The 6,798-nt window shown below is 72.0% G+C and carries 5 protein-coding genes and 1 pseudogene; 2 read left to right on the top strand and 4 right to left on the bottom strand.

Going from position 1 to position 6,798, the window contains the following annotated elements; all coding sequences use genetic code 11:
• Positions 1–176: 176 nt before the first annotated feature.
• On the bottom strand, positions 177–2,234 hold the full coding sequence (locus GT042_RS08755) for a phospholipase C, phosphocholine-specific (RefSeq protein WP_161308142.1): 2,058 nt from the start codon (positions 2,232–2,234) through the stop codon (positions 177–179).
• 476 nt (positions 2,235–2,710) lie between these two features.
• On the opposite strand from GT042_RS08755, the gene rsgA reads away from it, so the two are divergent.
• Positions 2,711–3,895: a ribosome small subunit-dependent GTPase A gene (gene rsgA, locus GT042_RS08750; protein WP_161308141.1), complete on the top strand. Its 1,185-nt coding sequence runs from the start codon at positions 2,711–2,713 to the stop codon at positions 3,893–3,895.
• A gap of 49 nt (positions 3,896–3,944) precedes the next feature.
• Here rsgA and GT042_RS08745 read toward each other — a convergent pair whose 3' ends face one another.
• From GT042_RS08745 to GT042_RS08735, 3 genes are all read right to left on the bottom strand, one after another.
• Positions 3,945–4,310: a PPOX class F420-dependent oxidoreductase gene (locus tag GT042_RS08745; protein ID WP_161308140.1), complete on the bottom strand. Its 366-nt coding sequence runs from the start codon at positions 4,308–4,310 to the stop codon at positions 3,945–3,947.
• Positions 4,311–4,385: 75 nt separating this feature from the next.
• Positions 4,386–4,868, bottom strand: coding sequence for a DUF456 domain-containing protein (locus tag GT042_RS08740; RefSeq protein ID WP_202532537.1), 483 nt, complete (start codon positions 4,866–4,868; stop codon positions 4,386–4,388).
• A gap of 76 nt (positions 4,869–4,944) precedes the next feature.
• On the bottom strand, positions 4,945–5,970 hold the full coding sequence (locus GT042_RS08735) for a helix-turn-helix domain-containing protein (protein WP_161308139.1): 1,026 nt from the start codon (positions 5,968–5,970) through the stop codon (positions 4,945–4,947).
• A gap of 424 nt (positions 5,971–6,394) precedes the next feature.
• Here GT042_RS08735 and GT042_RS38090 point away from each other — a divergent pair.
• A pseudogene (locus tag GT042_RS38090) lies at positions 6,395–6,798 on the top strand (hypothetical protein); the annotation flags it as partial.

Genomic DNA, 6,798 nt, shown 5'->3' with positions numbered 1-6,798 from the left:
GTCTGGCTCGCGGCGCCTGGCACGCGCGCTCGCGGCGTTGTCGGACCCACCCCGTACATCCAGTACGGGGTGGGTCCTCCGCCTTGCGATCGCACGCACCAGACACCGCGAGCCCCGCCCTCCGGGCGGACGACCCCACTTCACGGACACCCCTAGGGCGTGTCCGCGAAGTGGGGTCAGCCGGTGATGATCGCCGGATCGCTCACGCCCGGCTCGCCGGTCTCCACGTGGCCCGCGAGCCGCCGCAGGAACGCCGGGTCGGTGTCGGCCGTCACGGACACGTCGTACCACCGCTTGCCGTGCCGCGTGTCGACGGTGTGCACCACATGCCCGCCCGCGCGCACCTTCACCGTCTCGCTCTTCCCGCCGTACGCGTCGGTGAGGGTCAGCCGGCAGTCGCGCGTGCCCGCGTTCCTCAGGGTCAGCTCGACCCGGCCCCGGTGCCCGTCGTGCCGGGCCGTCACCTCGGGGCCCGCCACCGTGCCCGAGCCCTTGAAGGCGCGCAGGAACCCGTTCGGCCCGAAGACCGAGAGGTCGTACGTACCCTTCGAATACGCGGTGTTCCAGGTGTCGGAGAGCTGCTGGTCCGCCCCGGCCGTGTACGTCCACGGCCCGTCCGTACGGTTCGCCGAGGTGACCGTGAAGGCCGCCCCCGCCTCCTCACCGCCGCTGAGGGTGAGCGTGAACCGCCCGGTCGCGGGGGTCGCGGACCCGTCCGCGAACGGGGCGTACGGCAGCGGGCGCGTCGGCCTCGACCCCTTCTCCTGCTTGGGCAGGACGGGACGGTCCGGCGGCACCGGTACGTAACTGGGGTGCCGGTCCTGGTCCGGCGGCTCGTACCCGTCCGTGCCGGGCAGGCGCGCGGGCCGGGTGTTCTTGAGCGAGAAGTCGAAGGCCGCCGTCAGGTCGCCGCAGATCGCCCGCCGCCACGGCGAGATGTTCGGCTCGGAGACCCCGAAGCGGCGCTCCATGAACCGGATGATCGACGTGTGGTCGAAGACCTCCGAGCAGACGTACCCGCCGGTGCTCCACGGCGACACGACCAGCATCGGCACCCGCTGCCCGAGACCGTACGGCCCGGCGGCGTGGCGGCTGTCGCCCGGGAAGTGGTCGAGGGTGGTGTCGACCGTCGACAGGCCCTGCGCGGCCGAGGCGGGCGGGAACGGCGGCACGGCGTGGTCGAAGTAGCCGTCGTTCTCGTCGTACGTGATGAACAGCGCGGTCTTGCTCCACACCTCCGGGTTGGAGGTGAGCGCGTCGAGCACCTGCGAGATGTACCAGGCGCCGTAGTTGGCGGGCCAGTTGGGGTGCTCGGAGAACGCCTCGGGCGCCGCGATCCAGGAGACGCGCGGCAGCCGGTCCGCCTTGACGTCGGCCCGCAGGATGTCGAAGAACCCGTCGCCGGCCTTCGCGTTCGTGCCCGTACGCGCCTTGTCGTACAGCGGGTCGCCGGGCTTCGCGTTGCGGTACTGGTTGAAGTAGAGCAGCGAGTTGTCGCCGTAGTTGCCCCGGTAGGCGTCGTCGATCCAGCCCCAGCTTCCGGCCGCGTCCAGGCCGTCGCCGATGTCCTGGTAGATCTTCCAGGAGATCTTGGCCTTCTCCAGCCGCTCCGGGTACGTCGTCCAGTCGTACCCCAGCTCGTCGTTGCCGAGCACGGGGCCGCCGCCCTTGCCGTCGTTCCCGACGTGGCCGGTCCACATGTAGTACCGGTTGGGGTCGGTGGCCCCGATGAACGAGCAGTGGTACGCGTCGCACACCGTGAACGCGTCGGCGAGCCCGTAGTGGAACGGGATGTCCTCACGCGTCAGGTGCGCCATCGTGCCCGGGGACTTGGCGGGGATCCACTGGTTGTACCGGCCCTGGTTCCAGGCCTGGTGGCCGCCCGCCCAGTCGTGGTCGAGCCCCTCGATGAACTGCATGCCGAGATCCTCGGCGTCCGGATGGTACGGCAGGACCTCCTTCGTCCCGTCGGACTGGTGCCAGACGGACTTCCCGCCGACCGGGGTGACGGGGCGGGGGTCGCCGAAGCCGCGGACACCGCGCAGCGAGCCGAAGTAGTGGTCGAACGAACGGTTCTCCTGCATCAGTACGACGATGTGCTCGACATCCTCGATGGTGCCGGAGCGACGGCTGGCCGGGATGGCCGCGGCGCGGTCGATGCTGTTCGACAGGCCGGAGAAGCCCGCGGTCGCGCCGGCGACCTGGAGGAAACGACGCCGATTGAGTTCAGGCATGTGTTCAGGGACCTCGTGGGTGTCTTGGGGGGTGTGAGGCGAACCGGGCGGGGAGAAGGTCTCCAGGCCAGCGACCCAAAGGGACGGGGCGGTGTCGCCTGTGTGTCCGGACGATGCGCACCTGGGGAACAAGGGGCGCGGGAGGCCGCCGGTCCCCGCCGGGTCCCCGCCGCGAAAAACACTTGGCGCTCGTCCGGGCGTGAGCGTTACGGTGTGTCCGTTCGTTCCGTGAGCCGTGCGCGAGCCGGCACGAGCGGGCACGAGCGACGTGTGAGCCGTAGCCGTATATGAGCCGTGTGTGAACCAGGAGGTGTGACCGATGGTTGCCGTCGAGATGGGCGCTGCCCGCATCCAGCAGATGTTTGTCACAGACACTCCTGTGGCCCGCGGCTGACCTGACCTCCGCGTCGCTTTCGCCGATCCGGAGCTTCCGCGCCCGAGGCGCGTGCCGGGGCCACCCTTGTGAAGGGTTTCCCTTGTCTTTCTCTTTTGCGTCTTCTGCCTCCCCCGAGGTTTCTGCCTCCACCGAGGCTTCTCCGTCGCACCCGCTCGCCCCCTACGGCTGGGACGCGGGCTGGGAGGCGGAGTTCACCCCGTACGCCGAGCGGGGCCTGGTGCCCGGCCGGGTCGTGCGGGTCGACCGCGGTATGTGCGACGTGGTGACACCGGCCGGCCCGGTCCGGGCGGACACCGAGTACGTCGTACCGCGCGATCCGATGCGCATCGTGTGCACCGGTGACTGGGTCGCCCTCGATGCGGACGGCGACCCGCGGTTCGTACGGACGCTGCTGCCCCGGCGGACCGCGTTCGTACGGTCCACCTCGTCGAAGCGTTCCGAGGGCCAGGTCCTCGCCACCAACGTCGACCACATCGTCATCTGTGTGTCGCTCGCGGTGGAGCTGGACCTCGGGCGCGTCGAGCGCTTCCTCGCCCTCGCGATGTCCAGCTCGACCGGCGCGGCGCTGCTGCGGGGGTCCGCGCCCGCGTGGGAGGGCGAGGCCGCGCCGGTGATCGTCCTCACGAAGGCAGATCTGGTGGGGGACCCCGCCGTGCTCGCCCATCTCGTCAAGGACGTCGAGTCCGCCGCGCCCGGCGTGCCGGTGCTCGCCGTGAGCGCGGAGACGGGGGAGGGGGTGGAGGTGCTCTCGGCCGTCGTGTCGGACGGTACGAGTGTGCTCCTCGGCGTCTCCGGTGCCGGGAAGTCCACCCTCGCCAACGCGCTCTTCGGCGGGCCGCTGATGGAGGTGCAGGCCATCCGTGACGTCGACGGGAAGGGCCGGCACACCACCACGACCCGCAACCTCATCGTGCTGCCCGCCGGGGGCGTGCTGATCGACACCCCCGGGCTGCGGGGGGTCGGGCTGTGGGACGCGGAGAGCGGGGTCGGGCAGGTCTTCTCGGAGATCGAGTCGCTGGCCGAGGGGTGCCGCTTCCACAACTGCGCGCACGGCGCGGAGCCGGGATGCGCGGTGCTGGCCGCCGTGGAGGACGGTTCGCTCCCCGGCCGGCGGCTGGAGAGCTACCGCAAACTGCTACGGGAGAACCAGCGGATCGTCGCCAAGACGGACGCGCGGGTCCGGGCCGAGATCCGGCGCGACTGGAAGCGCATGGGCGCGGAGGGGCGGGCGGCGATGGACGCGAAGCGGGGGAAGTTCCGGTAGGCGGTCGGGCGGGGGTGAGGGGGCCGGTCCGCCGGCCCCCTCACCCGGCTCACTCCAGGCCCCAGCTGTGGATCTTCCGGGGATGGATACGGATCAGCTCCTCGCTGAAGTGCGGGCCGAGGTCGTGCGGACCGGTCAGCAGCTCGGCCTCACCCCGGATGTCCACCCCGCGCACCTTCCACGGCGTGACACTCACGATGTCGTCGACGACCAGCGCGACCTTGGGGTGGGTGAGGAGGTTGCGCCACTTCTTGGTGGTGCCGAGGGCGTAACCGCCGATGAGGATCGTCCCGTCGTCCTGCGGATGGAAGCCGACCGGGTTGGCCTGCGGCTGCCCCTTGGGGTCGACGGTGGCCATGCGCCCCAGCCGCTGGGTCCTGAGATACGCGCGCTCGGCGTCACTGAATTCGGTCATGCCCCAGCCTCACACGCGGGCGGCGCGCTCCGAGGCGCGGCTCAGTCCCGGACCAGGCTCAGCCCCGGACCAGGCTCAGCCCCAGATCAGTGCGCCCAGCCAGGCACCCACCACCAGCAGGCACGCGAACAACTCCACCAGCAGGGGGTATCCGGCGGTGCGCATGACCGTACGGGTGGAGGCCCAGCCGTCCCGGTGGCTGCCGAGCCGGATCCGCTCGGCGCCGTAGATGCCCCCGACAAAACCCAGGATGCCGCCCACGATCGGTACGACGAAGAAGGCGACGATCGCGGTGGTGCCGCCGACCAGCAGGGTGCGCCGGGGTGCACCGGTCCTGGTTCTCCGGCGGGAGGGCAGCAATGGTCTGAGCGCCTGGTTGAGCAGCAGCAGGGCCGTGGCGCCGATCAGGACGACCCAGGCCGCGTCGGTGGTGTCCGCCAGCGCCCACCACAGGACGGCGGCCCAGACGATGGCCTGGCCCGGGACGCCCGGGACCAGCACGCCGAACAGGCCGAGGACCATGACAAGGCCCACCAGCACCAGCTGCCACACGTCCATCTGCCCAGCGTGCCGGAACGGGGGCGGTCCCGCAGGTCGCGGAGGGGGCGTGGCGCGGCCGGTCCGGGGGCCCGGCTCAGCCCCGGGGCTCCCGCCGCGCCACCCAGCCCTTCTCGTACGCGTGCCAGCCGAGCTGCAACCGGGTGGTCACCCCGCTCAGCTCCATCAGCCCCTTCACCCGGCGCTGTACGGTCCGCAGCCCCAGGTCCAGCTGTTTCGCGACGCTTGCGTCCGTCATGCCGGCGAGCAGCAGCGACAGCACCTCCAGGTCGGTGGAGTCGGGTCCTGGCAGCGCGTCCTCCAGGATCTCGGCGCTGCCACCGCCATCGCCACCGTTGCCGTCGCCGGACCCGAGCCGCAGGGGCAGGGCATCGCGCCACACCGCCTCGAACAGGCCCAGCAGCGACTCCAGCAGTCCACTCGCGTGGACGACCAGGGCGGCGGGTTCCGCGCCCCGCCCGGTGAGCGGCACCATGGCCAGACCGCGGTCGGCGACCACGAGCTTGGTGGGGACCCGTTCGACGACGCGGACCTGCTCGTCGCGGCCGAGGGCGGCGGACAGTTCGGTGATGCCGGCGGGCAGGGCGAGCACCTCGCGCTCGATCACGACACGGTAGGCGACGCCGCGTCGCGCGGCGCGTTCCTCGGCCTCGTTGTCCATGCCCGTCACGGCGACGGGCTTGCCGGTGACCAGGGCGCAGACCTCCGTGGTGGCGCCCAGCTGCAACTGCACGAACCGGTGGGCGACGGCGCTCGCGCCCGTCACGACCTCGACGAGGTCGTGCACGGCGGGCTCCCTGGCCTCGGCGCGGTACTCCTCGGCGAGGAGCACCGCCGCCAGCTCGGCCTGTTCCAGCTCGTGGCGGTGCTGGGTGAGGAGCGCGCCCAGCGCGACGGCGGGGGGAGCGGCGACCCAGCGTCCCGTACGGGCGGAGGACTGCGCGGCCAGTCCTTGGCGCTCCAGGCGGCGCAGGGCCCGTTCGGTGTCCGCCTCGGGCAGGGCGAGACGGTGGGCCAGGTCCGAGACGTCCGCGGCGCCGATGGCCACGAGCGCGCGGTACGCGGACTCCTGTCTCTCGTCGAGACCTATCGCTCCCAGCACCCTGCACCGTCCTCATCGCACACCGCCGTACCCCTTGGCGCCCCTGGGAGACCCTTGGCCCCTGGGCGACCCGAGGGATCAACCCGGATCAACCACCGGGAGCGTCCTGTTTCCGCCGCGAACCGTGGCGGAAACCAGCCACGGCGTAAACCCGCCGCCCCCATCATCCCCTTTCGGCCGCCCGCTCTGCGAAGGTGGCGCCATCACAGCAGCAACAGACCCCGGTCGGCTGCCCCTTGGGGGGCCTGACCTGGATTTGCTCGGGGAGGGTGATGCCCCCGGTCTCCGCGCCGGCGCATCTGCCCCGCGCTGACACTGTGAACGTCTGCCGGGCGTCCTTCCCGTGGGGGGTGGGGCCGCCCGGCGGACTTAATTTTTCCGGTCGCCCCGTTTTCTCCTCCCTGTCGCGGTCGAAGATAGGGGCATGAGCGAGCAGGGGGAGCGGCCGGACGCCGACGACTGGTGGAACCGTCTGTACGACGAGTCCGCGCAGGACATGGGTACGGGGGACCCACTCGACGACCACTTCGCCTCGGCGGTGGACGCGGTGGCGTCCCCCGAGACGCAGCGGCCACGGGCGTGGTGGGAACACCAACCGGCGCGCCACACCCCGACGGACGCGGCGCCCCTCCCACCACCCGCCCCGCAGCTCCTCCCACCACCCACCCCGCAGCCCCACCGGACCGACACCCCGCCGGCCCCCGGGGCGCCCTGGCCGTCGTCCCCGGACCACCCGACCGGCGCCGTCCCGGCCCCCGACGATCCGGGGACCGCACGGCGGGAGCCCCTCGACGCGGTCCCGTCAGAGCCCGGACAGTCCGGGGCGCC

The organism is Streptomyces sp. SID3212, from assembly GCF_009865405.1.
Taxonomy (GTDB): domain Bacteria; phylum Actinomycetota; class Actinomycetes; order Streptomycetales; family Streptomycetaceae; genus Streptomyces.
This window is presented reverse-complemented; position numbering and strand designations above follow the sequence as displayed.